Annotated in this window: 26 protein-coding genes; 13 read left to right on the top strand and 13 right to left on the bottom strand. The window is 58.8% G+C overall.

Features of this window, described 5'->3' with window-relative positions; all coding sequences use genetic code 11:
- The first annotated feature begins 182 nt into the window (after positions 1–182).
- On the top strand, positions 183–1214 hold the full coding sequence (locus ACTZWY_RS05725; protein WP_444789733.1) for a LacI family DNA-binding transcriptional regulator: 1032 nt from the start codon (positions 183–185) through the stop codon (positions 1212–1214).
- A 162-nt stretch (positions 1215–1376) separates the two neighbouring features.
- Positions 1377–2345 (top strand): glucokinase, encoded by a 969-nt coding sequence (locus ACTZWY_RS05720; RefSeq protein ID WP_444789732.1) that lies wholly within the window; start codon positions 1377–1379, stop codon positions 2343–2345.
- Between the two features lie 61 nt (positions 2346–2406).
- Here ACTZWY_RS05720 and ACTZWY_RS05715 read toward each other — a convergent pair whose 3' ends face one another.
- Positions 2407–3027, bottom strand: coding sequence for a Pr6Pr family membrane protein (locus ACTZWY_RS05715; RefSeq protein ID WP_444789731.1), 621 nt, complete (start codon positions 3025–3027; stop codon positions 2407–2409).
- Between the two features lie 104 nt (positions 3028–3131).
- Between ACTZWY_RS05715 and recO the strand changes: the two genes are divergently transcribed.
- Entirely contained in the window at positions 3132–3842 is a 711-nt protein-coding gene (gene recO / locus ACTZWY_RS05710) for a DNA repair protein RecO (protein WP_444789730.1), read from the top strand.
- A gap of 20 nt (positions 3843–3862) precedes the next feature.
- Here recO and ACTZWY_RS05705 read toward each other — a convergent pair whose 3' ends face one another.
- The 7 genes from ACTZWY_RS05705 to folK all read right to left on the bottom strand — a co-directional run bounded on the left by ACTZWY_RS05705 (position 3863) and on the right by folK (position 10845).
- Positions 3863–5572, bottom strand: a complete 1710-nt coding sequence (locus ACTZWY_RS05705; protein WP_444789729.1) for a SulP family inorganic anion transporter — start codon at positions 5570–5572, stop codon at positions 3863–3865.
- 93 nt (positions 5573–5665) lie between these two features.
- The gene (gene acpS / locus ACTZWY_RS05700; RefSeq protein ID WP_444789728.1) at positions 5666–6079 is read right to left on the bottom strand and encodes a holo-ACP synthase; all 414 of its coding nucleotides are present in this window, start codon (positions 6077–6079) and stop codon (positions 5666–5668) included.
- A gap of 7 nt (positions 6080–6086) precedes the next feature.
- A complete protein-coding gene (locus ACTZWY_RS05695; RefSeq protein WP_444789727.1) occupies positions 6087–6842 on the bottom strand; it encodes a pyridoxine 5'-phosphate synthase in 756 nt (251 codons plus the stop codon).
- An 87-nt stretch (positions 6843–6929) separates the two neighbouring features.
- A complete protein-coding gene (locus tag ACTZWY_RS05690; protein WP_444789726.1) occupies positions 6930–7559 on the bottom strand; it encodes a DUF2062 domain-containing protein in 630 nt (209 codons plus the stop codon).
- 40 nt (positions 7560–7599) lie between these two features.
- Entirely contained in the window at positions 7600–9717 is a 2118-nt protein-coding gene (locus tag ACTZWY_RS05685) for a RelA/SpoT family protein (protein ID WP_444789725.1), read from the bottom strand.
- 79 nt (positions 9718–9796) lie between these two features.
- Positions 9797–10156, bottom strand: coding sequence for a DNA-directed RNA polymerase subunit omega (gene rpoZ / locus ACTZWY_RS05680; RefSeq protein WP_444789724.1), 360 nt, complete (start codon positions 10154–10156; stop codon positions 9797–9799).
- A 98-nt stretch (positions 10157–10254) separates the two neighbouring features.
- Positions 10255–10845 (bottom strand): 2-amino-4-hydroxy-6-hydroxymethyldihydropteridine diphosphokinase, encoded by a 591-nt coding sequence (gene folK / locus ACTZWY_RS05675; RefSeq protein WP_444789723.1) that lies wholly within the window; start codon positions 10843–10845, stop codon positions 10255–10257.
- 98 nt (positions 10846–10943) lie between these two features.
- Here folK and ACTZWY_RS05670 point away from each other — a divergent pair, with 98 nt between their 5' ends.
- Positions 10944–11516 (top strand): LabA-like NYN domain-containing protein, encoded by a 573-nt coding sequence (locus tag ACTZWY_RS05670; protein ID WP_444789722.1) that lies wholly within the window; start codon positions 10944–10946, stop codon positions 11514–11516.
- Between the two features lie 347 nt (positions 11517–11863).
- Here the strand turns inward: ACTZWY_RS05670 and ACTZWY_RS05665 are convergent, their stop codons facing one another.
- Positions 11864–13462, bottom strand: a complete 1599-nt coding sequence (locus tag ACTZWY_RS05665) for a phosphoenolpyruvate carboxykinase (protein WP_444789721.1) — start codon at positions 13460–13462, stop codon at positions 11864–11866.
- A 350-nt stretch (positions 13463–13812) separates the two neighbouring features.
- On the opposite strand from ACTZWY_RS05665, the gene ACTZWY_RS05660 reads away from it, so the two are divergent.
- The 6 genes from ACTZWY_RS05660 to ACTZWY_RS05635 are packed head-to-tail and all read left to right on the top strand — an operon-like array spanning position 13813 to position 18319.
- A complete protein-coding gene (locus tag ACTZWY_RS05660; protein ID WP_444789720.1) occupies positions 13813–14511 on the top strand; it encodes a response regulator transcription factor in 699 nt (232 codons plus the stop codon).
- Between the two features lie 2 nt (positions 14512–14513).
- The gene (locus ACTZWY_RS05655) at positions 14514–16214 is read left to right on the top strand and encodes a sensor histidine kinase (RefSeq protein WP_444789719.1); all 1701 of its coding nucleotides are present in this window, start codon (positions 14514–14516) and stop codon (positions 16212–16214) included.
- Positions 16211–16669 carry an HPr kinase/phosphorylase gene (locus ACTZWY_RS05650; RefSeq protein WP_444789718.1) on the top strand — a complete coding sequence of 153 codons (459 nt, stop codon included), beginning with the start codon at positions 16211–16213 and terminating at the stop codon, positions 16667–16669. The genes ACTZWY_RS05655 and ACTZWY_RS05650 overlap by 4 nt, the downstream gene beginning before the upstream one ends.
- Positions 16666–17598, top strand: coding sequence for an RNase adapter RapZ (gene rapZ / locus ACTZWY_RS05645; protein WP_444789717.1), 933 nt, complete (start codon positions 16666–16668; stop codon positions 17596–17598). Before ACTZWY_RS05650 ends, rapZ begins: the two co-directional genes overlap by 4 nt.
- Before the next feature lie 9 nt (positions 17599–17607).
- Positions 17608–18012 carry a PTS sugar transporter subunit IIA gene (locus ACTZWY_RS05640; protein WP_444789716.1) on the top strand — a complete coding sequence of 135 codons (405 nt, stop codon included), beginning with the start codon at positions 17608–17610 and terminating at the stop codon, positions 18010–18012.
- Positions 18013–18049: 37 nt separating this feature from the next.
- Positions 18050–18319 (top strand): HPr family phosphocarrier protein, encoded by a 270-nt coding sequence (locus ACTZWY_RS05635; protein WP_444789715.1) that lies wholly within the window; start codon positions 18050–18052, stop codon positions 18317–18319.
- Between the two features lie 184 nt (positions 18320–18503).
- Here the strand turns inward: ACTZWY_RS05635 and ACTZWY_RS05630 are convergent, their stop codons facing one another.
- On the bottom strand, positions 18504–19733 hold the full coding sequence (locus ACTZWY_RS05630; RefSeq protein WP_444789714.1) for a urate hydroxylase PuuD: 1230 nt from the start codon (positions 19731–19733) through the stop codon (positions 18504–18506).
- A 104-nt stretch (positions 19734–19837) separates the two neighbouring features.
- On the opposite strand from ACTZWY_RS05630, the gene ACTZWY_RS05625 reads away from it, so the two are divergent.
- A complete protein-coding gene (locus ACTZWY_RS05625) occupies positions 19838–20755 on the top strand; it encodes a LysR substrate-binding domain-containing protein (RefSeq protein ID WP_444789713.1) in 918 nt (305 codons plus the stop codon).
- Between the two features lie 82 nt (positions 20756–20837).
- On the opposite strand, the gene uraH is transcribed toward ACTZWY_RS05625, so the two are convergent.
- On the bottom strand, positions 20838–21194 hold the full coding sequence (gene uraH / locus ACTZWY_RS05620) for a hydroxyisourate hydrolase (protein WP_444789712.1): 357 nt from the start codon (positions 21192–21194) through the stop codon (positions 20838–20840).
- Between the two features lie 170 nt (positions 21195–21364).
- On the opposite strand from uraH, the gene puuE reads away from it, so the two are divergent.
- Entirely contained in the window at positions 21365–22789 is a 1425-nt protein-coding gene (puuE, locus tag ACTZWY_RS05615) for an allantoinase PuuE (RefSeq protein ID WP_444789711.1), read from the top strand.
- Positions 22790–22832: 43 nt separating this feature from the next.
- Positions 22833–23336: an ureidoglycolate lyase gene (locus ACTZWY_RS05610; protein WP_444789710.1), complete on the top strand. Its 504-nt coding sequence runs from the start codon at positions 22833–22835 to the stop codon at positions 23334–23336.
- 110 nt (positions 23337–23446) lie between these two features.
- Here the strand turns inward: ACTZWY_RS05610 and ACTZWY_RS05605 are convergent, their stop codons facing one another.
- Together ACTZWY_RS05605 and ACTZWY_RS05600 are read right to left on the bottom strand one after the other, a co-directional pair.
- Complete coding sequence (locus tag ACTZWY_RS05605; protein ID WP_444789709.1) at positions 23447–24490, bottom strand: hypothetical protein; 1044 nt, start codon at positions 24488–24490, stop codon at positions 23447–23449.
- Positions 24491–24554: 64 nt separating this feature from the next.
- On the bottom strand, positions 24555–26180 hold the full coding sequence (locus tag ACTZWY_RS05600) for an AMP-binding protein (RefSeq protein ID WP_444789708.1): 1626 nt from the start codon (positions 26178–26180) through the stop codon (positions 24555–24557).
- Positions 26181–26329: the final 149 nt, after the last annotated feature.

Below are 26329 nucleotides of genomic sequence, written 5' to 3'. Positions count from 1 at the left end.
ACGCTTTGGATAATCGGACATTTGCCGATCACCCCATTCAAGTCAATCATCTATCTTGCAAATATCCTTTTTTTATTGCCAAATTTCGCATGTGCAGCATCAGGAATTTGTGAAATAGCACTTTCCAAGGCGCGAAAATTGCGCATACTGATCGCAAATGTTCAATGCGGTTTGACTAAACAATGGGCGTCACCCTGAAAGAACTTGCTGCGTCGCTGAACCTGTCGCCAACGACAGTGTCACGCGCCCTGAACGGCTATCCCGAAGTGAATGCAAAAACCCGCAAGCGGGTGCGCGATGCAGCCGATCGCGCCAATTATCACCCGAACACCCGCGCCAGAAGTCTGGCCACCGGGCGCACCCATGCCATTGGCCACGTTATCGCACTGTCGGACAGTCATGAAATCGTCAATCCGGTCTTTGCCGATTTCATTGCAGGGGCGGGCGAAACCTATTCGCGTGCAGGCTATGAAATGATGCTCAGCATGGTGCCCGACGCAGATGAAGAACAGGCTTACCGCAACATGATCGCGCGTGGCGCGGTGGACGGAATGATTGTGCATGGCCCCAAACTGAACGACCCCCGCATCGCCATGCTGACGCAGCTGGGGGTTCCGTTTGTGGTTCATGGCCGTTCCAGCGGGGTGGACGCGCCGTATTCATGGCTGGATATCAACAATAACAGGTCTTTCCGGCGCGCAACCGAATTCCTGCTGCAACTGGGACACCGCAGGATTGCCCTGGTCAACGGGTTGGAACACATGGATTTCGCCATGCGCCGCCGAAAAGGCTATATTCAGGCGCTGACGGAAGCGGGCATTGCGCCAGATCCCGCCTTGATGCGACAGGCCGAAATGACCGAAGTGTTTGGCCACAGGGCCGCAACGGACCTGATGCGCCTGCCCGACCCGCCAACGGCGTTTCTGTCCTCGTCCATGCTGGTGGCCTATGGGTTGCGGCGCGCGCTGGTGGATCAGGGCGTCCGGCTTGGGCGGGATGTTTCGGTCATCACACATGATGATGACCTGTCCTATCTGCCAAATGGCGGGGATGTGCCGCTATTTACCGCGACACAATCATCGGTGCGCGAGGCAGGCCGGAAAGCCGCCGAGATGTTGCTACAGACGATTGCCACACCGCGACACCCGCCCCTGACCTGCCTGATGGAAACTGCGTTGATCGTGGGCGAAAGCACTGGTGCGGCAATCCGGTAAGCCAGACCCGCCACGCCATACCGGCGCCGGATTTTCGTATCCCGCCGCACCATCCAGCCGGTGAAAGGTGCTGTGCCGGGGGGCATATGCCCTTGCGGCCACGGGCCGAAGCATCCTATCACACACCCCAAAGCGCTTGCATGAATTCACAAAGGCACACCCATGACGGCATCACAGCCCACAACGCACGCTCCGCTGGTTCTGGTGGCGGATATTGGCGGCACCAATACGCGAATGGCCCTTGCCCGCGGGCGCGAGTTGATCGCCCCAAGCACGACGCGTTTTCGCAATGCCGAATTTTCGGGGCTTGGGGAAATCGTGGTGCAGTTTCTGTCCCAACATGCTGAAACGCCGCAGCAAGCCGCCTTTGCGCTGGCCGGTCTGGTGCATGGCGACACCGCCGAGATGACCAATCTGGGATGGAATGCCAATGCGCAGGATATCGCCCAGCAGAATGGCATCGCCAAGGTGCATTTCCTGAATGACCTGCAGGCGCAGGGCTATGCTGTGGGCGGGTTGGCGCAAACCCATCTGCGCCCGATCCGCACAGGGCAGCGCGAAGGCAACACGCGCCTTGTCATCGGGCTGGGCACGGGCGTGAATGCCGCGCCGGTGTATTGCACCAGCACGGGGCAGGTTGTCGTTCCGCCATCAGAATCAGGGCATATTCATTTGCCCTTGCGCGGGCAGGACGATTACAGGCTGGCCGATTGGCTGATCGCGCGGCGCGGCATCGCCTCGGTCGAGGATGTTTTGGCAGGTGCGGGGCTGGAACGGCTTTATGATTTCCATGCCGAACAGCTTGGCATGCCGGGCGGCAAGGACGCGGCCGCCATTCTTGCCGCGATGGAGTCAGGCTGCACCCTGGCCCAATCCGTGGGGCGTCATTATGTGCGGCTTCTGGGGCAAACCATGGCCAGCCTTGCACTGGTCACCCTGCCCTATGCGGGAATTTACCTGATTGGCGGTGTGGCGCGCGCATTTGCCCCATGGCTGGACCAGTTCGGGTTTGAAGCGGCCTTTACGGATATGGGGCGCATGTCGGACCTTGTGCAGCGTTTCCCCGTCGCCCTGGTCCAGGATGACTACGCCGCGCTTGCAGGTTGCGCCGCCTATCTGGCAATGCGTTAGAGGGGGGTTGCGCAAAGGTGGGAAGCGGTTTTGAGCCTCGCGCACTCGCGCACTCAATAAGTTAGCGTATGTCCAAATCGCGCAGCGGCATGCGCTGGCCAAAATAGTTCATCCCATAGGCCAACACCACAAAAACAAGCGTAATTCCCGCAAGGTTCAGCGCAACATCATTCCAGCCGATGCTGCCGACATTCAGGAACGGATAGGGATACCAGCCTGTCACGGCCCCGCGCAGCAGCGCATAGGCGCCGTAACAGGCTGGCCACATCACCCAGACCAGCGGTCGCCCGCCGCGCGGGTCAATGCGTGTCACCTCCATCAACCAGAACCACAGCACAGATGCGGGCAAAACCGTATGAAAGGCCTGATCAACCCACCACCGCAGCCCATGTGGATTGAACAGATGCGCCAGCAGGATATGATAGACCAGCGCAACCATGATCATGGACAAGGTCAGCATGCTCATCCAGCCGAAGGGCAACCGCCGCCCGCTTATGGCGATGGTCAGAAAAGTGCCTGCCGCAAGCGTATTGGTCAGAATGGTAAAATACCCGCCCGATCGCCACAAGACTGCGGCCATCCCGGCATTGCCCAAACGCCCCAACACATGCGCCACCAGTGCAGCAACCGCTACCCCACCAATAAGCCCGGCAATGAGGCGGTATTTGCGATCTATTGCCAAAACTGATGATCCTGCACTTTCACTGCGCCACAACGCCAATAGCTGAAATCCGGCGTTGGATTCCCCCTTGCCGAAATCGGCCTGACGGGGCAAGGCTTGGCACCATGGAGTGGCGAGATCAAGGCATATTGTTAAGCGTTCGCAAACATGGCGAGGCAACAGCCCTGATCGAGGTATTCACCGCGCTGCATGGACGCCATGCAGGTGCCGTGCGCGGGGGTGCGTCGCGCAAGATGGCCCCTGTGCTGCAGCCGGGCGCGCAACTGGATGTGCATTGGCGCGCAAGGCTTGAAGAACAGATGGGCAATTTCACTGTGGAATTGCTGCACCCACGCGCCGCCGCTATTCTGGGGGACCGTCTGGCGCTGCTTGCGCTGGGCGCGGTCTGCGCGCTGTGCCGCTACGCGCTGCCCGAACGCGCTGCCTATCCGGGGTTGTATACGGCAACGATGGAGATTTTGGACAATCTGGGCCAACCCGGCTGGCTACGATCCTATGCGCTGTGGGAATTGCACTTGCTGGAAGAAACCGGCTTCGGGCTGGACCTGGAACGCTGCGCAGTCACGGGGGCGCAACAGGGGCTGGCCTATGTCAGCCCGCGCACGGGCCGCGCGGTCACCATCGAAGGGGCGGGCGACTATGCCGCGCGCCTGTTGCCATTACCTGCCGCGCTGGTGAATGGCGGCCCCTTCAGCGCGCGCGACCTGACCGAGTCTTTGGCCATCAGCGGCCATTTCCTGAACCAATGGCTGGCCCATGCCACAGGCCGCCCCCTGCCCGAAGCGCGCGCCCGCCTGCTTGCTGCACTGGCGTAGCGACCTGGGTTGAACCGGCTTCAAGCGTCTTGAGCAGGGGTCATCAGCTCGGCTATGGCCGCGTCAACGCTGACGGCATAGCGCACCATCGGTTTGCGCAACCCGTGCATCAGAAAAACGCGCCGAATATCGCGGCTGGCGCCGGTCAACCACAAGGTCGCGCCGCGTTTCTGCGCCTTATGCGCCAGTTCTTCTATCATGTTTGCGCCTGTTGAATCCAGAAATGGCACGGCCGAAAAATCCACAATCAAGGCTTTATGCGTATCTTGTATGCGGTCCAGAACCGACCCGATACTTGCGGCCGCGCCGAAAAACAGCGCGCCGGAAATCCGGTAAATCACAATATCAGGGTTCGCAGCCATATCCTTGGCATAGGCTTGGCGCGGGCGCGCCATGTCGGCCTCGTCACGCGAAACGAAGGGGGTCTGGGCGTCCACAGCCGTTGCCCGCCCCATGCGCTGAATAAACAAGATGGACCCAAGCGCAACGCCCACGATAATTGCCTCGGTCAGGTCGCGGAAGATGGTCAGAAAGAAGGTGGCGCCCAGCACCGTCCCCTCGCCCCAGCCGGAGCGCAGCAAAATGGCGATAGCGGGCTTTTCAATCATGTTCCACGCCACGACAACCAAAACCCCCGCCAGCGCTGCAAGGGGAATATACCCCGCAAGCGGCGCCGCAACCAGCATGAACACCAGCAAAAACACCGCATGCAGCATGCCCGCAACCGGACCATGCGCGCCCGCGCGCACATTCGTGGCCGTGCGCGCAATGGTGCCCGTGACACAGAACCCGCCAAACAGCGACGTCCCTATATTGGCCGCGCCCTGTGCCACCAATTCGCAATTGGACCGGTGCCGCCGCCCTGTCATGCCATCGGCCACCACAGCTGACAACAGCGATTCAATCGCGCCAAGCAGCGCAAAGGATACCGCCGCAGGCAGCACCGCCCAGACCTTGGCCCATGTCACGGCAGGCAAGGCGGGCGCGGGCAAGGAGGACGGAATACCCCCGAACTGCGTTCCGATCGTTTGCACCGGAAGTTCCCACAGCGCGACCACGATTGACGCCAGCCCCACAGCGACCAACATGCCCGGCCAGTTGGGCCGCCAGCGCCGGAGTGCCACAATCACCACAACCGTTGCCAGGGACAGCCCAAGCGCATGGGGCGTCATGCTGTCACGCGCCTGCCACAAGGCTGGCAGTTTTTCCGCCAACGCGCCGGGTTCATCAACCAGTGTCAGGCCGAAGATTTCCTTGATCTGGCTGGCAAAGATGATCACCGCAATTCCAGCGGTAAAGCCAACTGTCACCGGAAAGGGCACGAATTTTACGAATGTGCCCAGCCGCAGGAACCCCGCCACCGCCAGCATCAGCCCCGAAAGGAACGTGGCCAGTATCAACCCGTCCATCCCGTGCAGCGCAACAGTGGCGGCCACCAGCACAATGAACGCCCCCGCAGGCCCCCCGATCTGGAAGCGCGACCCGCCCAGCAACGATACGATGAACCCGCCCACGATGGCCGTATACAACCCCTGCGCAGGCGTGGCCCCTGATGCGATGGCAATTGCCATCGACAAGGGCAAGGCAACAATCGCCACTGTCAGCCCGGCAATTGCATCGGCGCGCAACTGCTTTGGCCCATACCCTTCGCGCAGCACTGTCAACAATTTGGGTGCGAATTGTTCCGCAAATGTCGGGCGTCTGTGGGGGTCGAATTTCGATACTGTCATTTTGCCACTGCCCGCATCGGGGCCGGGACCGGCACCCGAATATTCTTAACAAGATAAATTTCACCGTGTCTATGCAGGATCACCGGTCAAATATCAAGCACCCGTTCCGTCTGGGCGGCGTGCTTCAATCACCACAAAGGCCTGCGCCCAAGGGTGATCATCAGTCAGGCTGACATGGATGACCGCTTCATATCCGTCCGGGGTCATCTGCGCCAGCCGCGCTGCCGCCCAACCGGACACATGCATCACCGGCTGGCCACCGGCAAGATTGCTCACCCACATATCCCGCCAGGAAATGCCCATCGCAAGGCCCGTGCCAAGCGCTTTGGAACAGGCCTCTTTCGCGGCCCAGCGTTTGGCATAGGTCGCAACATCATCACCGCGCCGTTTTGCGCGGGCAAGTTCCTCTTGCGTAAAAACCCGGTTGCGAAAACGATCCCCAAACCGCGCCAAGGTTCGCGCAATGCGGTCGATATTGGCCAGATCAGTTCCCACACCCAGAATCATGACGCCGCTACATCCGTGCAAGCGCCATCTGGCGGCGCATTTCCCGCAAGGCGGCATCCAGCCCTATAAAAACCGCTTCGCCAATCAGGAAATGCCCAATATTCAACTCCACAACCTCCGGGATTGCCGCAATCGGTCCGACATTGCTGAAATTCAGCCCATGCCCCGCATGCACCTCCAGCCCCAGCTCCTCGGCGCGGGCTGCGGCGGAAAACAGGCGGCGTAATTCGCGGTCACATTCCGCGTCGCGCCCGTCAGTGCAAAAATCACAATACGCGCCCACATGCAATTCGACGACCTGCGCGCCCACGCGCGCGGCCGCTTCGACCTGCGCCTCATCGGGGGCAATGAACAACGACACGCGACTGCCCGCCGCCCGCAGCGGCGCAATATAGTCCGTTAAGCGCTGCGCATCCGCAATCACGTCCAGCCCGCCTTCGGTGGTGCGTTCTTCGCGGCGTTCGGGCACAATACACACGGCATGGGGTTTGTATTTCAGCGCGATGGCCTGCATTTCATCGGTCGCTGCCATTTCAAGGTTAATCGGTAGCGTCACCGCTGCCATAACGGCAGGCAAATCCGCATCCATGATATGGCGGCGATCTTCGCGCAAATGCAGCGTGATCCCGTCTGCACCCGCCTGCTGCGCCAGTTTGGCCGCGCGCGCCGGGTCCGGGTCGCGCCCGCCGCGGGCATTGCGCAACGTCGCCACATGGTCAATATTCACCCCAAGGCGCAAAGGCCTGTCTGTTCGCTTACTCATGCTGGTTCCCACACTTGCTGTAACCCACGTCCAACTGTGACACACAATAGCGGCCAGGCAGCCAAACTCAATGACCCAGCGGGCAGTTCACTGGTTCTTGTCATTTTTGCGGGCCTGTTCAAAACGTTCCTGTATCTTCTTCATTCTGCGGTTCCGGTAGGCCCTGATCAGGGGAAGGGACAGAAAATAGGCCGGGACACCGCACACCACCCCGATCAGCGTTCCGCCCAGCATATAGGGCACAAACACATCCCAGCCAAAATGCGCCATGTTCTGCCAACTGACAGGTTCGGACGTGAAAACAGAAATGCTGTTGCGCCACAGTTCCTGCCAGACAGCACCGAATGCGCGGATCGCATGCTTGCCTTTCAGGGTGTTTTCAATGCCCAGAATGAAACTGCCCAGTTCCAGCGCCGACACGGCAATAACCGGAAAGGTGAACGGGTTCCCGAAAAACGTTGCAAGAAGCGATGCCAGAACATTCCCGCGCAAGGCCCAGGCCAGCAGGGCAGCGGCCACAAAATGCATGCCAAAAAGCGGTGTACAACTTACTGCAACCCCGGCGGCAATGCCCCGTGCAATCCGTTTAGGGCTGTCTGGCAACCTGCGCAACCTGTGCATGACATAACTTGCCGACCGGCCCCACCCCCCGCCGGGAATGAAGAAATTCACCACATTCTGGCGAAGATTTCTTGGGTTGCGTCTTTTGAACACCACGGGCGGCAAACTTTCATTAAACCTGGCCCCTCAGGGCCAGTCACGGGCGCAGCGACGGGTCGCGCGTGCGAATGATACGCGCAACAGAGGTTTCAGCTTCAAGCGCGGTCATCACTTCATGCAGATGCGACACACCCCGCATTTCTGCTTCTACCAGAAGCCGGTAGAAATCCGGCTTGCGATCCACGAAACGCAAATCCGAGATATTCGCCTTATGCTCTCCGATCAAGCTGCATACGCGCCCTAAAACACCCGCATCATTGGAAATCGTCAAATCCAACGTAACAGAATACACCGCAGGATGCGTTCCATCCTGCCAGCGCAAATCTATCCAGCGATCGGGTTGATCCTCGAATTCGGCAAGCGCATCACAATCCATAGCATGGGCCACGACCCCCTTGCCGCGATAGGTTATTCCCACAATGCGTTCACCCGGCAAGGGCTGGCAACAGGCCGCGCGCCGGAAAGACTGGTCCGCGTTCAGCCCAAGAACGGGGCGCGTGACATCAACCTGTGGCGTCTGCGCAAGCCCGTCAGGATACAGCACGCTGACAACCCGACGCGCGCTTATTTCCGCCGACCCGACACGCGCGCGCAATTCGGCGGCGTCGGGTATGCCCATGATTTTGGATGCGGTCGCAAGGGCCTTGTTGCTCATGTCGCGGCCCGCATTTTCAAATGCGGCGCGCAGCAATTCGGTTCCCAGCCGCATGAAGCGCGCCCTGTCTTCATCGCGCAAGGACCGCCGGATTGCAGCTTTGGCGCGGCCTGTGGCCACAATATCTATCCAGCTTGCCTGCGGGCGCTGCCCTTCGGCGGTGATAATTTCAACCGACTGGCCATTGCGCAACCGTGTCCACAAGGGGACGCGCAGCCCGTCCACCTTGGCGGAAACGCAGCTGTTGCCGATGCGCGTGTGAATTGCATAGGCAAAATCCAGCGGGGTGGCCCCGCGTGGCAACTGGATAACGTCCCCTTTTGGCGTAAAGCAAAACGCCTGATCGGAATACATCTCCAGCTTCACATGTTCCAGAAACGCATCGTGATCTTCTTCGGATTCAAGCCCTTCGGTCAGGGTGGCAATCCATTTTGCAGGATCCACGGCAAACGGGTTCACACTGCGCTGGCCATCGCGATACGCCCAATGTGCAGCTACGCCCGCTTCGGCCACTTCATGCATTTCGCGCGTGCGGATCTGGATTTCCACGCGCTTGCCATCGCGGCCCGAAACAGTGGTATGGATGGACCTGTAGCCGTTGGATTTGGGTTGACTGATATAATCCTTAAAGCGGCCGGGCACAGCACGCCAGCGCCCGTGCATCAGGCCCAGAACAGTATAGCATTCCTCGACCGAGTTGGTGATGATCCGAAAGCCGTAAATATCCGACAGCCGCGAAAAGGCCAGTTCCTTTTCCTGCATTTTGCGCCAGATGGAATACGGCTTCTTCGCGCGCCCGAACACAACCGCATCAATACCGGCGCGTTCCAGTTCGGTGCGAATATCACCGCTGATGCGGTGCAACACATCCCCGGCCTCGCGCTGCAAGGATATGAAGCGGCGCAGAATGGAATTGCGCGCCTCGGGGTTCAGCACGCGAAAGGCCAGATCCTCCAGTTCCTCGCGCATCCATTGCATGCCCATACGCCCCGCCAAGGGCGCGTAGATATCCATGGTTTCGCGGGCTTTTTGCGCCTGTTTGGCCGGTTTCATCGACCTGATGGTGCGCATATTGTGCAACCGGTCTGCAAGCTTCACCAAAATGACGCGCAAATCCCGCGACATGGCAATCAACAGCTTGCGGATATTTTCGGCCTGCTTGGCTTCGGATGATGAAATCTGCAGATTGGTCAGCTTGGTCACACCATCAACCAATTCCGCGATTTCATCACCAAATTTCTGCGCCACCTCGGAATAGGTGGATTTGGTGTCTTCAATCGTGTCATGCAACAGTGCGGTGATGATGGTCGCATCATCCAGCCGCATTTCAGTCAGCAAGGCGGCCACAGCCACGGGATGTGTGAAGTAAGGTTCGCCAGAATGGCGAAACTGCCCTTCATGCATGGCCTCGCCATAGTCCCAGGCGCGGCGCATCAGGTCTTCATCCGTCTTCGGGTTGTAATTGCGCACCAAAGCGATCAGATCCGCGAATGTGATCACGCGCCCAGAACCTTCCCCGAGAGATCAGTATACATGATTGAACCACCGCCGCAGGTGTCAATCCACTGACTGCATTGTGTCAGCCTGCCTGCCCTTGTGCTTCCATAAGCGCACGCAGCATTTGTTCTTCGCTCATGCTGTCTTCTTCGGGCTTGTCATGTTCCGCACGGCCCATCAACAGGGCCATGTTGTCATCCTCTGGCAAGTCAACTTCGATCTGGGTTTGCAAGCTTTCGATCAGCCGTTCGCGCAATTCATCCGCAGATTGGGTTTCATCCGCGATTTCACGCAAGGAAACAACGGGGTTTTTGTCGTTGTCACGATCTACCGTAATCGGAGCGCCCGCTGCGATTTCACGCGCACGGTGCGCGGCAAGAGCGACCAGTTCGAAGCGGTTGGGAACCTTGTCAACGCAATCTTCTACGGTTACGCGGGCCATAAGCAGACTCCAATTCAGAACAGATGTGGGCCAGAGCCTGCTGCATACTGCGCGAATCGTCCCAGCGCAAGCGCCTGCTTGTCACAATTCCTTGCATTCTAGCCCGAAACCCGAACAATCTGCGCCAATTCCCTGCGATCAAGTGCGGCATGCATGTCGCGCACACTAAGGCCAGTGTCGGGGTGCACCCAGTCGGGGGCGATGTCCAGCAGCGGCTGCAACACAAACGCGCGATCCTGCAAACGCGGATGTGGCAGAATCAATTCTGGGGGCGTTTGCTGCATCTGTTGTGCAGGCGCCAGTTCCGACCAATACCGGAATGTCCCGACATCAGGCAGGATTGCCCCGCCCATGGCCAGCAAATCAAGGTCCAGCACGCGCGCGCTCCAGCGCCCGGTGCGTTCGCGCCCCGCCGCCTGTTCTATCCCGTGCAGCACATCAAGCAATGCCCGCGGGGCCAGATCACATTCACACACGATCGCGGCATTCACAAAATCCGGTCCAGCCCCCGCCGGAAAACAGGGTGTCCGGTAATATGGGCTTCGTTCCATGATAGTAACTGATTTTCTTGCGATTTCCCGAATGGCCTTATCCAATTGGACAATTGGACTATCCGAATGCCCCGCCAGGTTTGACCCAAGTGCAATCAGGATCGGATTGCACTTGGACCCAATTAAGCTATCTAACATGTATGAACGGTCCTTCCAGGATCAGGATATTTGACACAGCCATCATGCCTATTCGACATAGTTGCGGTGTGACAGGTTAAAAACACAAAGGTAAAACCATGTTTTACAAAGATGAGCGTTTAGCGCTTTTTATAGACGGGTCAAACCTGTACGCGGCCGGCAAGGCCCTGGGCTTTGACATTGATTACAAGCTTCTGCGTCAGGAATTCATGCGCCGCGGCAAACTGCTTCGGGCGTTCTACTATACCGCGCTGCTGGAAAATGATGAATATTCGCCCATCCGCCCGCTGGTGGACTGGCTGCATTACAACGGCTACAGCATGGTCACAAAAGCAGCCAAGGAATACACGGATTCCATGGGCCGCCGCAAGGTGAAGGGGAATATGGACATCGAACTGGCCGTGGATGCCATGGAACTTGCCCCGCGCCTTGACCATGCGGTGCTTTTTTCCGGCGATGGGGATTTCCGGCCACTGGTCGAAAGCCTGCAACGTCAGGGCGTGCGGGTTTCAGTTGTCTCCACGATCCGCAGCCAGCCCCCGATGATCGCAGATGAACTGCGCCGTCAGGCTGACAACTTCATCGAGCTGGATGACCTGCGCGATGTTGTTGGCAGGCCGCCGCGCGAACCGCGCTTCGACCAGATCCCCGCGCAGGAAACAGTCGAATAATCACGAGCACCGCAACAATTCAAAAGCCGGGCTTCCCCTGAAGCCTGGCTTTTTTGCGTATTAGCGTGTCTCGCGTTCATCCGCATTCACGAGAGACGCTCTAACCTTCTGTTACCAAATGTCTTCTTTGCACAAAACCGGTTTCCACTTCTGCGCAACACGCTCTAACCCCCGCCCCAGACCGGCTGCCGCGCCCGCACAGCTGCCAGCTTCATCTTGCCGCAAATACTCTGGGGGAAGTCGTCGCAGACGACTGGGGGCAACGCCCCCTTTCCTGTAAAACAGCAAAAGCCCCGCCGAAACCTCGGCGGGGCTTTTTCCTGTGGGTCATATCATGCAGCGCAGTTTCAGCCAATCGCGGCCTGTTTCACTTCTTCATCAATGAAGGGCACATATTGCGCGAAGTTTTCAGCAAACATTGCCACCAGTTTGGCGGCCTGCGCGTCATAGGCAGCCGGGTCTTCCCATGTTCTGCGCGGGTCCAGCAGAACATCAGCCACGCCGGGAACCGAAACAGGCACATCGAAGCCGAAATTGGGGTCACGACGGAATTCCGCATTTGCAAGCGAACCGTCAAGGGCCGCACTCAGAAGCGCGCGGGTGGCCTTAATGGGCATGCGTGATCCGCTGCCATAGGCACCGCCGGTCCAGCCCGTATTCACCAGCCAGCATTCCGCCCCGAATTTGGCAATCTTTTCCTGCAGCAATTTCCCGTAAACCTCGGGGCGGCGCGGCATGAAGGGGGCCCCGAAACATGTCGAGAATGTGGGCTGCGGTTCTGTCACACCCTGTTCGGTTCCGGCCACTTTGGACGTGAAACCCGACAGGAAGTGATACATTGCCTGTGCTGGCGTCAGTCGCGCAATGGGTGGCAATACCCCAAACGCATCGCAGGTCAGCATGATGATGTTTTTTGGCACCCCACCCAGCGAGGTGTCGGACGCATTCGAAATGGCGTCCAGCGGATAGGCAACACGCGTGTTTGCCGTCAGGCTGTCATCGGTGAAATCCAGTTCCAGCGTGTCGGGGTCGAACACCATATTTTCCACAACACTGGCGAAGCGGTGCGTGGTGGCGTAAATCTCCGGCTCTGCCTCGGGGTCCAGATTGATGGTCTTGGCATAGCAGCCCCCTTCAAAATTGAAGATGCCAGTATCGGACCATCCATGTTCGTCATCCCCGATCAGGATGCGCGCAGGATCAGCGGAAAGCGTGGTTTTGCCAGTGCCTGACAGCCCGAAAAAGACAGCAGTATCCTCAGGGTTGTCGATGCCGTGATTTGCCGAACAATGCATCGGCATGATGCCCTTTTCAGGCAGCAGGTAATTCAGAAGCGTGAAGACGGATTTCTTGTTCTCGCCAGCGTAAGCGGTGTTGGCGATCAAGATCAGCTTGCGGTCGAAATTCAGCGCGATGACGGTTTCCGACCGGCAGCCATGGCGCGCGGGATCGGCCTTGAAGCTGGGGCAGTTAAGGATGGTGAATTCGGGCACGAAGCTTTCCAGCTCCTCCCCCTCGGGGCGGCGCAGCATATGGCGAATGAAAAGCCCGTGCCATGCAAGTTCGGTGACCACGCGCACATCAAGCCGATGTGCAGGGTCCGCCCCGCCATACAGGTCTTGCACGAACAATTCCCGCCCTTTGACATGGTCCAGCATGTCTTCATACAGCCGGTCGAATGCATCGGGGGCCATGGGGGCGTTGTTTTCCCACCAGATGGTGTTTTCCACCGAGGGGGTGCGCACGACGAACTTGTCCTTGGGGGACCGGCCCGTATGTGTGCCGGTCGAGGCCAGCAAAGCGCCACCAAGCCCCAGATGCCCCTCGCCGCGGGTGAGGGCGGCCTGGACAAGTGCTGGTTCCAGTAAGTTGTAATACACTGCCGACGCGCCGGTAATGCCTTGATCTTCCAAGCGTTTGTTTGGGTTGACGCGGGGTTTTGTCATTATGCCTGCTCCGTCTGGCGCGATAACAATCTGGGTCAAGGCCGGCCATGGCCGACATGCGATGATGGGGGGTAAGTGTGCAGCGCCCCCGATGTCATTCGCTATAACACTGGCACTGCAGCGATTGATAGGCGTGTTCGGTGCAGTTAGCGCAACCAAATGCGCGTTAGCGCAATATTAAGACCCGTCGCGGATAAATGTGTTGCGGATTCGCACGATCCGCAGCGAATCCCGACCTTGCCAGTTGCGCCTGACAAGTATTTTATTGCGTATCCCCTGCACTTGGGTGAATATGTGGCAAAAATAAGGCAGTCACGCCAACTACTCCAGCAGTGAAAAGGACAGGCAATATGTCAAGGATTGCACTTGTCGATGATGACCGTAACATTCTGACTTCTGTTTCTATTTGTCTGGAAGCAGAGGGCTTTGAGGTTGAAACATATAATGACGGCCAGTCCGCATTAGAGGCGTTCAATCGCAAACTGCCCGATATGGCAGTTCTTGATATGAAAATGCCGCGCATGGACGGGATGGAGCTGTTGCAGCGGTTGCGCCAGAAAACCCAGATGCCCATCATCTTTCTGACGTCCAAAGATGATGAGATTGATGAGGTTCTGGGGCTGCGCATGGGGGCGGATGATTACGTCAAGAAGCCGTTTTCCCAGCGTCTGCTGGTCGAACGTATCCGGGCCTTGCTGCGGCGCAAACAGGCCATCGAAAGCGGCGAGGAAAACGGCGAGGAAGCAAAAACCATTGTGCGCGGCAACCTTGAAATGGACCCGCTGCGCCATTCGGTCAAATGGAAAGACAAGGATGTGACGCTGACAGTCACGGAGTTTTTGCTGCTTCAGGCGCTGGCGCAGCGCCCCGGTGTCGTGAAATCGCGCGATCAGTTGATGGATGTGGCCTATGATGATCAGGTCTATGTGGACGACAGAACGATTGACAGCCATATCAAGCGATTGCGCAAGAAAATGCGCAGTGTTGACGAAGAATTCTCGTCCATAGAAACGCTTTATGGGATTGGGTACAAGTATAACGAAGCCTGAGAATGCAGGGGTGGCCCCTTGGGGTGGCAGTAGGTGCGAGCGTGAAAACAGAAGTCACAGCGTCCAGAACCGACGTTGTTCTTGGTGACGACTGGGTTGGTCCGGGCGATGCGGTCGAGTCCGAAGTGCGTGCAACCCGTGCCAAGCGCGGGTTTCTAAGCATTTCCAGTTCGCCGCTGGCGCGCAAGATCGTTCTGTTTAACCTTGTGGCGCTTGTTATCCTTGTGGTCAGCGTTCTGTTTACCAACCCGTTCCGCGACAGTTTGCTGCGCCAGCAGGAACAGACCTTGCGCCAGACTGCCCAGATTGTGGCCGATATTGTCGCGGCGGCAGGCGGGATTGAGGCGTCGAAAGATGTTCTAGCCCGCCGTCTGACGCTGGATGAACGCTTCGCAATTGTCCTTGTGGCGCAAGACGGCACCATCGCGGCGCAGCTCAATGGCTCCCAGCGCCCTGACGATGATGTGTTGGCGGAAAAAGCCACCTTCATCAGCGATTCGTTGACGGGGATCTGGTCGGCCATGACCTATGTGACCGGCGCAAAACTGATGGCACAGGCCGCCCCGGAATTCAACGATATTGCGCAGGACCTTTTTGCACGAAATCAACAAGGTGAGCGTGACAGCTACACCCATCGCGGCCCAAATGACGACATGTGGATTGCCGCCAGTGCACCAGTGCTTGCCAATGACGTGTTTGGCGGTGCGGTCATTTTGCGCCGGGATGCGCGCGACACCGCCTCACTCATGCGTCATGACCGCGAACAAGTGTTGCAGTTTTTCCTGATTGCGCTTCTGGTCTCCATCGGGTTGAGTTTCGTTCTGGCTTCCACAATTGCGAACCCCTTGGCCGATTTGGCAATGGCTGCGGAACTGGGGAAGCGGCGTGACGGTCGGCGCACCCACGCGGGGCGCGTGCGCATCCCCGACCTGACGGGTCGGCCTGATGAAATTGGTGATCTGTCGCGCGCCATGCGCGGTATGGTCAGCGCCCTTTATGACCGGGTTGAGGCCAATGAGCAGTTCGCTGCAGATGTCGCGCATGAAATCAAGAACCCGCTTGCATCCTTGCGGTCCGCGGTCGGGTCATTGCGCATGGCCAAACGCGAAGATCAGATTCAACGTCTGCTGGATGTGATTGAACATGATGTGCGCAGGCTGGACCGGCTGGTTTCAGACACGTCCAATGCGTCGCGGCTGGACGCAGAACTTGTCAAGGAAGAAGAAGAAGAATTTGACCTGATCAATCTGCTCAATAATCTGTGCGAACATCTTAGTCAGGAAGCGCAGGCCAAAGGTGTGGAATTCATCAAGCTGTTGCCACAGGACCCGATTATCGTAACCGGACTGGAAGGGCGGCTGGCGCAAGTGTTTGTCAACCTGATCACCAATGCGATTTCGTTTTGCGAAGACGGGGACGCGGTGCGCATATGGGCACGCAAGCGCAATGAACGCGTGCTGATCGTGGTCGAGGATACGGGCCCCGGTATTCCCGACAATGCCCTTCAAAAGGTGTTCAAACGGTTCTATTCGGAACGACCGGTCAAGCAGTTTGGTAATCATTCGGGCCTTGGGCTGGCGATATCCAAACAGATCGTTGAAGCGCATCAAGGTGTGATCTGGGCCGAGAATATCCGCCTGCCTGATGCGCCGCTGGGCAGTGCACCCTTGGGGGCGCGTTTTGTCGTCGGCCTGCCAGTGTGAGCGGGGGCGCGGAAACCCTGCTGCATGCCAGCGCTGTCGCTCTGGAAACACCCGGGGGCTGGCACGCGATTGTCGCAAAAGGGCGGTCAGGGTCCGGCAAGTCGGAACTGGCGCTGGAACTTATGGCGCTGGGGGCGCGGCTTGTTGCGGATGACCAAACCCGCATTCTGCGCGCGGGCGAAAACCTGTTTGCACAATGTCCCGCGCCCATTCGGGGGCTGGTTGAAATGCGCGGGATCGGGCTGATTGCGGCGACGCCGTTGCACTGTGTGCGGGTGTCGGTGCTGGTCGATATGGACGTGACCGAGGAAACGCGCATGCCGCCGCGGCGGGTTACGACAATGCTGGGCGTTGATGTGCCCACTCTACACAAGGTCGAGAGCAAGGCTTTTGCCGCCGCGTTACGGCAATATGTGCTGTCCCAGTCGTGGCTTGATGAGGGGGCGCGGCCATGACCTGGCCACCTGGGAACGTTTTGGACATGTCACGCCACGCATCGGAAACCGAACGCCTGATCCTGATTACCGGGCCAGCGGGATCAGGGCGCAGCACAGCATTGAAAGCGTTGGAAGATGTCGGGTTTGAAGCGATTGACAACATGCCCTCATCTTTGGTGCCGCGATTGGTGAAAACACCGCTTCGATGCCCGCTGGCCTTGGGGATTGACACACGCAACCGTGATTTTTCGGTCAACGCGGTTCTGGCGCTGGTTGAGATGCTGGCGGGAATTCCCGACCTTGAATTTGAACTTGTGTATCTGGATTGCTCGGCTGAAACGCTTGGCAGGCGGTTTTCGGAGACGCGCCGGCGCCACCCACTGCGCCCCGAAACCCCAGCAAGCGAAGGAATTGCGCTGGAATTGCGCCTGCTGGAACCGTTGCGCCAACGTGCTGATGTGCTTATTGATACAAACCCCATGACGCCCCATGATTTGCGCGGCCATCTGCATGATGTGTTCGGTCAGGACGGGCAGCGGGGCATGCATGTTCAGGTGCAGTCCTTTTCCTTCAAGCGGGGGGTGCCATCTGCGGTCGATATGGTGTTTGACTGCCGTTTTCTGAACAACCCCCATTGGGACCCCAAACTTCGCGCCTTTGACGGCCGGGATGCGCGGATTGCCCAGTTTGTCGAGAGTGATGCGCGTTTTACCCCGTTTTTTGACCGTGTTCACGATATGGTTGAAACTTTGCTGCCGGAATTCGCGCAGGAAGGGAAGTCGCACCTGACAATCGCCTTTGGCTGTACTGGCGGGCGGCACAGATCGGTTGCAACTGCAGAAAAACTGGCACAAGCCCTTGCGCAGACTAAGTGGCGGGTGTCTATACGTCATAGGGAATTGGAACGTGTTTCGGCAACGACGCTGGAAACTGGCAAAGATGAGTAAGGTTCGGGCGTGATCGGAATCGTGATCGTCGCACATGGTGGGCTTGCGCGCGAATACCTCGCCGCGATTGAACATGTGATCGGCAAACAAAACGGCATTCGGGCAATTGCGATCGAATATGATCATGATCGTGAGGCCAAGAAGCTGGAAATCCTGAATGCAGCGGCCGCGGTTGACACGGGCCAAGGCGTGATTGTGGTGACCGACATGTTCGGGGGGTCCCCGTCGAACCTGTCTTTGCCTGCATGCGCATCGCCCAATCGGCGTATTCTGTATGGTGCGAATTTGCCGATGCTGATCAAGCTGGCCAAATCGCGTGACCTGTCCATGCAGGACGCGACCACTGCGGCGCTGGATGCCGGCAGAAAATATATTAACTCACTCGAGGTTGGGGGGCAGGGGCAGGGCATTTGACGCCGCCCCCGAAGCCGGATGAAGGATTTGATTGGCCATGGTTGAAATCGTTTTGGAGATCATAAACGAAAAGGGGCTGCACGCGCGGGCCTCTGCCAAGTTTGTTGAGGTGGTGGAACGTCATGACGCCACAGCCGAAGTCAGCAAGGATGGAATGAATGTGCCCGGTGATTCAATTATGGGGCTGCTGATGCTGGCGGCGTCACGCGGGACTTCCATTCTGGTGCGCACCAGCGGCGCACAGGCGCAAGACCTTGCGGATGCGCTAAGTGCGTTGGTCATGGACCGCTTTGGCGAGGGGATGTAGCCGCCCTCTTTTCCCGCTGGCGCTGTTTCAGGCGGCATAGAGCATGACACGCAAAAAAACCTGCGACACCATAAGGTTAGAGTGGGTCGCGCAAATGCGAATGAACGCGACCCACTCTAGAATGTGACCAGTCATCGCCTTCGCCTGAGGCCTGAACGGAGTGCGGCGGATCAAGACGGATACTCTAGGATCCGCTGACGCGCTGATACCAGTCCGCAATCTGCGCGCGCGAAGTTGTGTCCATGAGCACTGTATTTCCCGGCGGCATGGCGTGGCTGATGCCGGATTGCAGGTAGATCAGCTGGGCCGCGCGGGCAATCTGGGCTTCGGTCTCCAGAACCACGCCCTTGGGTGCCCAATGCAGGCCCGGCCAGACAGGGTCTTGCGCGTGGCACATGGAGCAATGCCCGACCACGGTCCAATAGACATCCTCAAACTGCGGGTCTTGGGCAAAACGTGCGGCGGTGGGGGTCAGGCTGGCAAGTGCATCTTCATAATCGCGGGGCTGGCCAAGCGTCGAAAGCCAGATGATGGCGATGAACAACGCGGTCGTTGCAGCCCATGTCCACCATTTATAGCCGCCGCCCATATGCATGGTGTTGAAGAAATGCCGGATCGTGACCCCCATCAGAAAGACCAGCCCGGCAATCAGCCAATTATACTCGGATGCGAAAGCCAGCGGATAGTGGTTTGACAGCATCAGGAAAATGACCGGCAATGTCAGGTAATTGTTATGGGTGGAGCGCTGCTTGGCAATGCGGCCATATTTTGCATCCGGGATGCGGCCTGCACGCAGATCGGCGACAACGATTTTCTGGTTTGGAATGATAATCATGAAGACATTCGCACTCATGATCGTGGCGGTGAATGCCCCCAAATGCAGCAAGGCCGCGCGCCCGGTGAATACCTGCGTATACCCCCATGCCATGATGACCAGCAGCACGAACAACACCACCATCAGCCGGTTGTTATCATCACCCAAGCGGGATTTGCACAGAAGGTCATAAACCAGCCACCCCAAGCCCAACGACGCCACCGAAATGGCTACGGCCTGCCAGACCGCCAGATCCAGCGTGTTGGCGTCAATCAGGTAGAATTCCGCGCCGACATAATAAACCAGAACCAGCAGCGCGAACCCCGAAAGCCATGTAAAATAGCTTTCCCATTTGAACCAGATCAGGTGTTCGGGCAAGCGCGCGGGCGCGACCAGATATTTCTGGACGTGATAGAACCCGCCCCCATGGACCTGCCATTCTTCACCATAGGCCCCTTCGGGCAGGTCGGGTGATTTGCGCAAACCCAGATCCAGCGCGATGAAATAGAAACTGGACCCGACCCAGGCGATTGCCGTGATCACATGCAGCCAGCGCACGGCGAATTCTGCCCATGCGCCAATGACAGCCAGTTCCAGCATAAGGTGCCCTCCGGTTATGTGTTGTGCGCAGGCTATACCGGCGCATGGCTTTCTGTTAATCCACTAAAACCCCGAACACTTTCAAATGCAGCCTGAAAATACCCATGGCCTATATCAACAACATCAAGATGTTTGTGCGCGTCTATGAATTAGGCAGCATGTCGGCGGCGGCGCGCGATCAGCGCACCTCGCCTGCGGTGGCGTCAGCGCGGGTGGGGGAATTGGAAAAACACCTTGGCGTGCGGCTGTTCAACCGCACCACGCGGTCGCTGAACCCCACATCGAACGGCAGGTTGTTCTATGAGGGCGCGCTGAAAATCCTTGATGCCATCACCGAGGCAGAGGCCATATTGACCCATGCCACAGCCCAACCGCGCGGAACATTGTTCGTGGCCGCCCCGCTTGGCATTGGCAGGCGGTTGATTGCGCCACATGTGCCTGCCTTCAAGCAGGACAACCCCGAAATCGAATTGCGCCTGCGCTTGTCGGACCGCAGCATTGATGTAACAGCCGAGGGGCTGGATCTGCTGTTTCATCTGGGACCATTAGAGGATTCCGCGCTGAAAATGCGCTTCATCGCGGAATGCCCGCGCATTTTATGCGCAGCACCTGCCTATATTGACCGCCGCGGCATGCCACAGGACGGCGCAGCCCTGGTGGCGCAGTCACATGATTGCCTGAACCTGCGCTTTCCGGGCGCGCGCGAATTTCAATGGACCCTGCAAACCGCCACTGGCCCGCAGCGTTTCAAGATTGGCGGGCCGTTTGAATCCGATGATGGCGATGTTCTGACGGGCTGGGCGCTGGACGGGCACGGCATTGTCCTCAAGCCAATCTTCGAGGTTGCAGACCACCTGCGCAGCGGCGCGCTGGTGCCCGTGGCCGCAGCAACCCCGCCCCTGCCAGTGACCCTTGCGGCGCTGACCCCCCACAAGCGGTTGCGCGACCTGAAAGTGTCCTTGTTCACCGATTTCATTGCCGACAGGATCAGGGCTGAACTTGCGGCCATGACCGTGGCGTGAGCCGGTCAAAGACTTGCCCCCCCCCCCGGTGTCACCGCATCGGGTCATGAATTAACCAATAATTCTAACGAAATTCAGGCACCTAACTTCCGCGATAGGTCGAAAACCCGTATGGCGACAGCAACAGCGGAACATGGTAGTGACTGTCCGCATCATTGATGCCAAACCGCACAGGAATGTCATCCAGAAACAGCGGCGCGGCCCCCGCCTGTCCGGTTGCGCGCAAGTAATCGCCTGCGGCGAAAACCAGCTCATACTGGCCCGTGGCAAACTCCGCCTGCGGCAGAATCGGGCTGTCAGTGCGCCCGTCATCATTGGTGACCAGCCGCGCAATTTCCTCTCGCGCGCCCCCTGTCAGCCTGTACAGCGTGATCTGCACCCCCTGCGCAGGCAATCCGCGGGCGGTATCCAGAACATGGGTGGTCAGAAAACCGGACATTGCATGTCTCCGTTTTGTGCAAATCTATGCAATAACCTAGACCAGATACGCCAGCGCACGCCAGCCCCTTGCCTTGAGCGCCGCTTTCAGGTCTTTCAAAAATTGACTGAAAGCGGAAGTGCGCATTCTGCTTTACCACTGCATCATTCCACCAAACCCCGGAGGCCCCCTTGCAACGCTACCCCCGCAACCTGACCGGATATGGCGCAACACCCCCAAATGCAGCTTGGCCAGGGGGCGCGAAAATCGCCATCTCACTGGTGCTGAATTATGAGGAAGGCGGCGAAAACTGCCTGCTGCATGGCGACGCGGCATCAGAAGGGTTCCTGTCCGACATTCCCGGCGCGGCCCCATGGCCCGGACAACGGCACTGGAATATGGAATCCATCTATGACTATGGCGCGCGGGCGGGATTCTGGCGCCTGCACCGCCTTTTCACGGCGCGGGGGCTGCCGGTCACCATCTACGGCGTGGCAACCGCCCTTGCGCGCAACCCCGAACAACTGGCCGCCATGAAAGCGGCGGATTGGGAAATCGCCAGCCACGGCCTGAAATGGGTCGAACACCGCGACATGAGTGAGGATCACGAACGCACCGCCATCCAGGACGCCATTCGCCTGCACACGGAAACTGTGGGCACCCCCCCGCGCGGCTGGTATACGGGACGCTGTTCGGTCAACACAGTGCGGCTGGCTGCGGAAACGGGCCAGTTTGACTGGATTTCGGACACCTATGATGATGACCTGCCCCATTGGATGGAATTCGGCGACCGCGACCAGCTTATCCTGCCCTATACGCTGGAAGCCAATGACATGCGCTTTGCCACCGCGCCGGGCTGGGTGACGGGCGCTGATTTTGAAACCTACCTCAAGGACGCCTTTGACGTGCTTTATGCCGAAGGGGAAGCAGGCGCGCCAAAAATGCTGTCCATCGGGCTGCATTGCCGCCTGATCGGGCGCCCAGGCAAGATTGCGGGCCTGATGCGCTTTCTAGATCATGTGCAATCGCATCCGGGCGTGTGGTTCGCGCGTCGCATGGACATCGCACAGCACTGGGCCACCGCACATCCCCACCAGCGCGGCACCCGGCCCAGCCAGATGGACCGCGCCAGCTTCATAGACCGCTTCGGCGGGGTTTATGAACATTCCCCTTGGGTGGCGGAACGCGCCTACGGGCTGGAACTGGGGCCTGCCCATGATACCGCAACCGGCCTTGCCAATGCTTTGGCGCGCGCCTTCCGCGCGGCCAGCATGGATGAACGCCTGACGGTCCTGCGCGCCCATCCCGACCTTGCCGGAAAACTGGCCGCCGCAAAACGCCTGACGCATGCCTCAACCCAAGAACAGGCCAGCGCCGGGCTCGATGCCCTGACCGATGATGAGCGCAGCACATTCCAGAACCTCAACACTGCCTATGTGCAAAAACACGGCTTCCCCTTCATCATCGCAGTGCGCGACAACACCAAGGCGTCCATCCTCGCAGCGTTCAAGGCGCGCATCGACAATGACACCACGACCGAATTTTCAACGGCGTGCCAGCAAGTTGAACGCATCGCCGAATTGCGCTTGAACGCCCTGCTGGCTTCATCTTGCTAAAAATACTCAAATCCTGCCCTATCACCGGATCGCACCGCCAGCCATGACATACACCCTGACCCCAAGCCCGCTGACACAGGCCGCCTTCGCGCCTTTTGGCGATGTGCTGGACCTACACGGTCCGCCCGACAAGCTGATCAATCAAGGGCTTTGCGGGCGCTTCCATGACCGTGCCAAACTGGATTTTGGACAGGGCGGCCGCGCGGGAATTTCGCTGTTTGACGCGCAGCCCCGCGCCCTGCCCTACCGGCTGGACATGATGGAACGTCACCCTGACGGCACGCAGGCTTTCATCCCCATGCATGCCGAACCCTTCCTTGTCATTGTCGCACCAGATAAGAACGGCTGCCCCGCTGTCCCGCTGGCGTTTGAAACCGACGGGGCGCAGGGCATCAATTTTCACCGCAATATCTGGCATGGGGTGTTAACGCCGCTGTCACATCCCGGCAGGTTCGCCGTTATTGACCGGATCGGGGACAGCCCAAACCTTCAGGAACACTGGTTTGAAACGCCCTGGCATGTGCTGCGGGCTGGAACGTCTGGTTAGCGCGTGCCCGCGTTCATTCGCATTCACGCGACCCACTCTTACCTTATGGTGTCGCATGTTTTTTTGCGCAAAACCGGGTCCCACTTTTGTGCGAGATGCGCTAAACCTGCTTATCCGTCACAGATATTCAGCAGGCTGACCCATTGCCCGTCATTGAGCAACGCGCCGCGCGCGGGGTCCGGGGGCGTGTCGCCATCAAGGCGCAGGCTCTCGGCAATCTGCGCGGCAGCCGGGTCCAGCGGGCGCGCATTTTCAGCGAATGCCCGCAGCGACAGGCCCAGCCTGTCCAGTCGTGTTTGCAGGGCCTCCGGTTCTGGCAGGTCCGGTGGCGTATTGAAAAGCGACAGCGCATAGCCACGCACCGCGCCCCGGCGCAATTCCCCGGATGTCAGCAACCGAAATGTGGTCATAACACCCGCATGGCGCAGGAACGGGCGCAACGGATCATCTGCCCCCGCGCGCACCCCCGCAATCACCAAAGCCCCGGCCAGCGCGTCGACATTCTCGGCTTGATCCAGCAATCGGGCGTCCATCACGAATAACCGTCCCGGAAAATGCTGGATGCGCGGGGTTTCCAATGGCAGCCCGCGCATGATGACAAGGCGCACTGGCGTGTCAAAAAGGCGGCGTTGCAAAACCCCAAGCGCGCTTGTCCCCAGCCCGCTTTGGCATTGCGCAGCCCCTGATTGCACCAAATCCGCCAGCACACGATCTGCAATTTCCGTCCGTTTGGCCATGGGCACAACTGAAGCGGTATGATCCACCAGCGCGGGCGGCAACAACACCGCGCCAAGCCCCAGCACAACAAGGCTAAGCCCCGCCATGATCGGCAGACGCAGCCGGTCCAGCAGACTGCGCGGCGGGGCCAGGGCTGCGTGCAGTTCCTTCAGCGCATCAATCAACAGGTCTTCATCCAGTTCCAGAACTTCGCTGGCTTCCCCGTCAGGGCTGAACAGCGCCGGGCGCTGGCCGGGGTTCAACCGTTCAATCGCTGCAAGCGACCAATGCGACAGCACATGCATGCTGCGGCTGTCCATGATCACAAGCGTCGCATCCCCGAAGGACACGACAACTTCGCGGCGCTGGTCCTCGACCCCGCCGGACCACAGGCCCATGCCTTCAAGCTTATGATATTTCTTAAGCGCGGTCGTCATGCCGCTTGCCTGCTTTGTCGTTTTGAAGGCACCTTATCGCAACTTCGCACGCAACGCCAGCGTGTCACAACGCGCGCACCCATTCGCGCAAATCGGCTTTTTGAATTTTGCCGGTTGCCGTTTTCGGCAGGTCCATGAAGACCACCTTTTTGGGGGTCTTGAACCCTGCCAATCTTGCGCGGCAAAAGGCAATCAAATCCTGTTCGCTGGCCTGTGCGCCGGGCTTCAGTTCGATGCAGGCGCAGGGCACTTCGCCCCATGTATCATCTGGCTTGGCGACCACAGCGGCCAGCCCGACAGCGGGGTGTTTCATCAAAACCCCTTCCACCTCGACGGAACTGACATTTTCGCCGCCGGAAATGATGATATCCTTCGCGCGATCGGCAATCTTGATATAGCCATCCTCGTGCCAGAAGGCGATGTCGCCGGAATGGAAATACCCACCGCGAAAGGCGTCTGCCGTGGCTTGCGGGTTCTTGTAATAGCCTTTCATCACACCATTGCCCCGGTGCAGGATTTCCCCCAGCGCCGCCCCGTCACGCGCAACTGGCATCAAGGTGTCGGGCTGCATGACGCTAATATCATCCATGAACGGCATAAGCACACCTGTTCTAGCCTTCACCTCGGCGCGGTCCTCGCCTTGCAGGGTATCGAACCCGTCATGCCACAGGCATTCCGTCGCGGGGCCATAGGTTTCGGTCAGGCCGTAAACCTGCGTCACATTGAACCCCAGTGGTTCAATCGCGGCCAGCACGGCAGCAGGCGGCGGGGCACCTGCGGTAAACACCTCGACCAGATGATCAAACGGCAGGCGGTCTTCGGGGCGGGCATTGATGATGGTTTGCAGCACGATTGGCGCACCGCCGAAATGGGTTGCCCGTTCCGCGCTGATGGCATGATAAATGCCCGCTGCCGTCACATCGCGCAGGCAAATCATGCACCCGCCAAGCGCGGGCAGCATCCATGGATGGCACCATGCATTGCAATGAAACATCGGCACAATCGTCAGATACCGGGGAAACAGCGTCATGCGCCATGAAATGGGCTGACCCAGCGTGGACAGATACGCGCCGCGATGGTGATAAACCACGCCTTTGGGGCGACCGGTCGTCCCGGAAGTGTAGTTCAGCGCAATACTTTCCCATTCATCCTGTGGCAGAATCCACGCAAACTGCGGATCGCCCGCATCCACCAATGCCTCATAGTTGGTATGGCGTCCGGTGGGGGTGAAACCGGCCTGTGTGTCAGGCACTTCGACAATCACGGGCGGGGCGTCAAGCGTGCTGCAGGCCGCTTCGGCAAGCTCCACAAAGGCCGTATCCACCAGTATCAGCTTGGCCCCGCCATGCCCAAGGATATAGGCAACTGTGTCCACATCCAGCCGGATATTGATTGCATTCAGCACGCCCCCACAGGCGGGCACTGCAAAATGCGCTTCGGCATGGGCGGGAATATTGGGCAGAAGCGTCGCCACCACGTCGCCGGGTTTCACACCCTGCGCGGCCAGACTGCTGGCAAGGCGCGTCACACGCGCGCAATATTGCGCATAGGTCCAGCGGATCGCGCCGTAAACCATGGCTTCATGGTGTGCAAACACGTCTGCAGCGCGGCGCAAATGCGATAGCGGGGTCAGCGCAACATAATTTGCCGCGTTCCGGTCCAAACCGGTTTCATCCGAAAGCCAGCCCATCAGCCCCCCTGTTTTTGTCGCCGCGTGCCCCTGCCATACAGCAGGCGCCAGCCCGGCACCTTCAACCCCGCCTTGCCAGCTTATAACAAAATAAAGATCCTCGCCTTGGAAATGTCCAGTTCTTTCCCAGATTTCGTCCTTAACAAATG

Origin of the sequence: Roseinatronobacter sp. NSM, from assembly GCF_052379845.1 — a bacterium.
Lineage (GTDB): Bacteria > Pseudomonadota > Alphaproteobacteria > Rhodobacterales > Rhodobacteraceae > Roseinatronobacter.
This window is presented reverse-complemented; position numbering and strand designations above follow the sequence as displayed.

What these genes read in the sequence shown, in the direction of transcription:
- ACTZWY_RS05725 (WP_444789733.1), top strand. Translation starts at nt 183, where the DNA reads ATGGGCGTCACCCTGAAAGAACTTGCTGCGTCGCTGAACCTGTCGCCA.
- ACTZWY_RS05720 (WP_444789732.1), top strand. Translation starts at nt 1,377, where the DNA reads ATGACGGCATCACAGCCCACAACGCACGCTCCGCTGGTTCTGGTGGCG.
- recO (WP_444789730.1), top strand. Translation starts at nt 3,132, where the DNA reads ATGGAGTGGCGAGATCAAGGCATATTGTTAAGCGTTCGCAAACATGGC.
- ACTZWY_RS05705 (WP_444789729.1), bottom strand. Translation starts at nt 5,572, where the DNA reads ATGACAGTATCGAAATTCGACCCCCACAGACGCCCGACATTTGCGGAA.
- acpS (WP_444789728.1), bottom strand. Translation starts at nt 6,079, where the DNA reads ATGATTCTGGGTGTGGGAACTGATCTGGCCAATATCGACCGCATTGCG.
- ACTZWY_RS05695 (WP_444789727.1), bottom strand. Translation starts at nt 6,842, where the DNA reads ATGAGTAAGCGAACAGACAGGCCTTTGCGCCTTGGGGTGAATATTGAC.
- rpoZ (WP_444789724.1), bottom strand. Translation starts at nt 10,156, where the DNA reads ATGGCCCGCGTAACCGTAGAAGATTGCGTTGACAAGGTTCCCAACCGC.
- folK (WP_444789723.1), bottom strand. Translation starts at nt 10,845, where the DNA reads ATGTTAGATAGCTTAATTGGGTCCAAGTGCAATCCGATCCTGATTGCA.
- ACTZWY_RS05670 (WP_444789722.1), top strand. Translation starts at nt 10,944, where the DNA reads ATGTTTTACAAAGATGAGCGTTTAGCGCTTTTTATAGACGGGTCAAAC.
- ACTZWY_RS05665 (WP_444789721.1), bottom strand. Translation starts at nt 13,462, where the DNA reads ATGACAAAACCCCGCGTCAACCCAAACAAACGCTTGGAAGATCAAGGC.
- ACTZWY_RS05660 (WP_444789720.1), top strand. Translation starts at nt 13,813, where the DNA reads ATGTCAAGGATTGCACTTGTCGATGATGACCGTAACATTCTGACTTCT.
- ACTZWY_RS05655 (WP_444789719.1), top strand. Translation starts at nt 14,514, where the DNA reads ATGCAGGGGTGGCCCCTTGGGGTGGCAGTAGGTGCGAGCGTGAAAACA.
- rapZ (WP_444789717.1), top strand. Translation starts at nt 16,666, where the DNA reads ATGACCTGGCCACCTGGGAACGTTTTGGACATGTCACGCCACGCATCG.
- ACTZWY_RS05635 (WP_444789715.1), top strand. Translation starts at nt 18,050, where the DNA reads ATGGTTGAAATCGTTTTGGAGATCATAAACGAAAAGGGGCTGCACGCG.
- ACTZWY_RS05630 (WP_444789714.1), bottom strand. Translation starts at nt 19,733, where the DNA reads ATGCTGGAACTGGCTGTCATTGGCGCATGGGCAGAATTCGCCGTGCGC.
- ACTZWY_RS05625 (WP_444789713.1), top strand. Translation starts at nt 19,838, where the DNA reads ATGGCCTATATCAACAACATCAAGATGTTTGTGCGCGTCTATGAATTA.
- uraH (WP_444789712.1), bottom strand. Translation starts at nt 21,194, where the DNA reads ATGTCCGGTTTTCTGACCACCCATGTTCTGGATACCGCCCGCGGATTG.
- ACTZWY_RS05610 (WP_444789710.1), top strand. Translation starts at nt 22,833, where the DNA reads ATGACATACACCCTGACCCCAAGCCCGCTGACACAGGCCGCCTTCGCG.
- ACTZWY_RS05605 (WP_444789709.1), bottom strand. Translation starts at nt 24,490, where the DNA reads ATGACGACCGCGCTTAAGAAATATCATAAGCTTGAAGGCATGGGCCTG.
- ACTZWY_RS05600 (WP_444789708.1), bottom strand. Translation starts at nt 26,180, where the DNA reads ATGGGCTGGCTTTCGGATGAAACCGGTTTGGACCGGAACGCGGCAAAT.